Source organism: Desulfurobacterium sp. (assembly GCF_027028515.1).
Lineage (GTDB): Bacteria > Aquificota > Aquificia > Desulfurobacteriales > Desulfurobacteriaceae > Desulfurobacterium_A.
Map to the genome: position 1 here is coordinate 1 of NZ_JALVIW010000079.1, position 3,072 is coordinate 3,072.

General features: G+C 38.3%; 4 protein-coding genes. All 4 read right to left on the minus strand.

The genetic code is table 11. The features are described 5' to 3' along the window. On the minus strand, positions 1 to 1,107 hold a 1,107-nt coding region (locus MV676_RS07115), incomplete at its 3' end, for a bifunctional DNA primase/polymerase (RefSeq protein ID WP_297446217.1). A gap of 70 nt (positions 1,108 to 1,177) precedes the next feature. After that, complete coding sequence (locus MV676_RS07120; RefSeq protein ID WP_297446220.1) at positions 1,178 to 1,633, minus strand: hypothetical protein; 456 nt, start codon at positions 1,631 to 1,633, stop codon at positions 1,178 to 1,180. A 23-nt stretch (positions 1,634 to 1,656) separates the two neighbouring features. Continuing rightward, complete coding sequence (locus MV676_RS07125) at positions 1,657 to 1,869, minus strand: hypothetical protein (RefSeq protein ID WP_297446222.1); 213 nt, start codon at positions 1,867 to 1,869, stop codon at positions 1,657 to 1,659. 41 nt (positions 1,870 to 1,910) lie between these two features. After that, positions 1,911 to 3,072: GspE/PulE family protein (locus MV676_RS07130; RefSeq protein WP_297446224.1), on the minus strand; the 1,162-nt coding region annotated here is incomplete at its 5' end.

The following is a 3,072-nucleotide window of genomic DNA, read 5'->3' on the forward strand; positions in this document are numbered from 1 at the left end:
TTTATTGATAATCTTAACCTTGTAATATTTTTCAGGATTAATTGCTCCAAAAGTTTTAATTTCACATTTGATTTTCTTGCCACTTTGGTCATACAGTTCGTTGTTGGCTACAAAGTTTTTCGTATTGATTATCATATCCCTTATCTCTTCTCCTTTAAGGGATACACCGTTAATGTTTATACCGAACTTTTCTTTCAGTTTTTCTGAAAGTTCATCTACGATTTCTTTGTTTATAGACTCTTTTATTTTCTGTCTGGTTTTCCAGTCTTTTCCGATTTCCCTGAATATTGAAAAGAATATCGGCAGTTTTCCACTATTTCTAAAGTCTATACCACGGTTAATCATGTAGTCCGTTCTTTTCTGATCGTATTCTTCCTGGAATATCTCACGGGCTATTCTGTGGATTTCTTTTTCGTCTATCCCGTAGTAGGCCAGCCCACTCAGGAACAGATCTACTCCGTAGCCATCTAACCTTTTTTGGTGATACGCCTCGTTGACAATTTTTACCAGATTGTCTAAATTTTTAATAGAGATTTTGATGTCTTTTATGGGGAGGTTCTTTTGAACCTGACTGGTCTGGAGTTTTGACTTCAGCCAGTCAGGTATCTCCTTCAACTCTTCCCCTGTCATCGTATATCCCTTGGTTGGAGCAACAACAATAAATGCTCCATCGTTCCTTACGTCCATATTGAGCTTCTTGTTTACCTGTGTTTTAATTTCAGGATCGTACTTGAAAAAGAGGTGTCCACCTCTTCTTGTTTCCTGTTTTATCGTATCTATTTCATTTTTTATCGTAAAATATTGCGTAGGATCATCAAAATCTATTACGGTAAGATGGGAAGGTTTCCCTGTAATAACAGCAATTCCAATATTGGGGTCCTTGTCTTCGTATACTTTGGCTTTTTTTTCTGCAATGGAAATAATATAATCACCCCACCTTGTTTCAAAGGGTTCGTTAACTACTTCTTTCCATTGGATAAGAGGTGCTTTGCTGTATTTATTTTTCTCTTTCTTATATAAAAACACGGGAATTGTTATCCAGCCAAATTTTTTCTCAAGTTTTTTGGCCTCTTCCTTCATTTTAAGAAACTGTTCCCTTATGTTCATAACTTACCTCCTCTTCTGTGTCTGTTAGATAACATTATAAATGATATTGTCCGAATTTTCAATGAGGATTTCAGGATTTGATTTTTTTAACTTCCAGTATAAGGTCAGGCTTGCTGATACAGGCGTTTAGTTCTTTAGAGTAGTACAGGTTGGCACTCAAACAGTCGGCCTCTATGTTCTTGACATTAGGTTTTATTAAGAACCATACTTTTCTTCCCTGAATGTCTATAAGTAAAAAGCTTTTTCCCATTTGATTTTTCGCAACGGAACATTTGTATCTTCCATTTTCTTTTTCACAGTCATAAATTCCACCTGGAGTTTTAAGAACAGCGACTTCTCCGTAGTCTACAAGTAAAAACTTTACTTCCTGTCCGTTGTGGTTAATAGTTAGCTGGTAAGAACGGTTCAGAACTTTGTTTGCCTGCCACATTCCGACTGCAAAAAAAAGACCACTTACAATAGAACCGATAACTAACGCCCTGATAATAGACTTCTTTATAGCAGATTTGATTTTTTCTACTTCCATATTATCACCTTACTTTGCAAGTTTTACCTTATCGGCTCTACGGAAAGGTTGCCCTTTTGAATCTCTCTTGCTTTTTCTAAAAATATTATGAAGTCTTTCCTGAGTTCTCTTCTGTATGGTTCAACCTGAACTGAAAGAGGGGGTTTCTTAACGACAGGCTTGGTGACTACTTTTTTTTCACCACAGGAGGTTAGTACACACGCTCCCATTATTAATACTACGGCTGCTTTTTTCATTCTATCCTCCTTTAACGGTTGTAGTAGAAATTATATCAGTTCTACCTGGTAACCCTCAATACCTCCTCAGGAGTAGTAACTCCTTTGGCGATCTTTATTTTACCGATTTCCCTTAGCGTTCTCAGGCCGTTTTCTACTGCTTTTTTTCTGATTTCCTCTTCACTTTTTCCTCTAACGATCATGTCCTTGATTTCAGGAGTTATTTCAAATACCTCGTAAAGGGCTACTCTGCCTTTGTATCCTGTACCGTTACAGTAGTCACAGCCTTTTCCCTTGTAGGTTTTAAGGTATGGAATTTCTTTTTCTGAAAAGCCCACTTCTTTTAAAGCCTCTTCGGGATACTGGTAGGGTTTTTTACATTTCGGACATATTTTACGGGCAAGCCTCTGTGCTACGACAAGAATAACTGAAGAGGATATGAGAAATTTCTCTATTCCCATATCCTCAAGACGGGTTATTGCGGCAACTGAATCGTTTGTGTGTAGTGTAGAAAGAACAAGGTGTCCTGTAAGGGCTGATTCTATACCTATTTCAGCTGTTTCTTTATCTCTTATTTCTCCTACAAGAATTATATCGGGGTCTTGCCTTAAGAACGCCCTTAACGCTTCGGCAAAAGTTAAACCTACCTGTGGATTTATTTGAACCTGATTGATTCCTTCAATACTATATTCAACAGGATCTTCAGCTGTTGTGATGTTCACCTGTGGGGAGTTGACTTTCATAAGACAGGAGTAGAGCGTGGTCGTTTTACCCGAACCCGTAGGGCCTGTGACAAGAATCATTCCGTAGGGCTGTCTTATCGCTTTTGTTATCAGGTTGTATTCCCTGTCTTCAAATCCCAGTTTTTCAAGTTCTAACTGTAGGTTGCTTTTATCCAGCATTCTCAGAACAATCTTTTCACCGTGTATGACGGGAAGGCAGGATACACGAAAGTCTATAACCCTGTCTTTAAGCTCTACCCTTATTCTCCCGTCCTGGGGAACCCGTTTTTCTGCAATGTTCATTCCGGCTGCTAATTTAAACTTTGTAGTCAGCTGGTTTTTCAGCTGAACAGGAAGCCTGTCAAGACCTTTTGGAACTTGCAGTATACCGTCTATCCTGTACCTTATGCGAACGTAGTTTTCAAAAGGTTCAATGTGAATGTCAGAGGCTTTTTTATTAATTGCCTCTGCAATAATCAACTTGAAGAGCTTGTTGACGGCA

Excerpts from the sequence above, each read along its gene's own strand:
- MV676_RS07120 (WP_297446220.1), bottom strand. The coding sequence starts at position 1,633 with ATGGAAGTAGAAAAAATCAAATCTGCTATAAAGAAGTCTATTATCAGG.
- MV676_RS07125 (WP_297446222.1), bottom strand. The coding sequence starts at position 1,869 with ATGAAAAAAGCAGCCGTAGTATTAATAATGGGAGCGTGTGTACTAACC.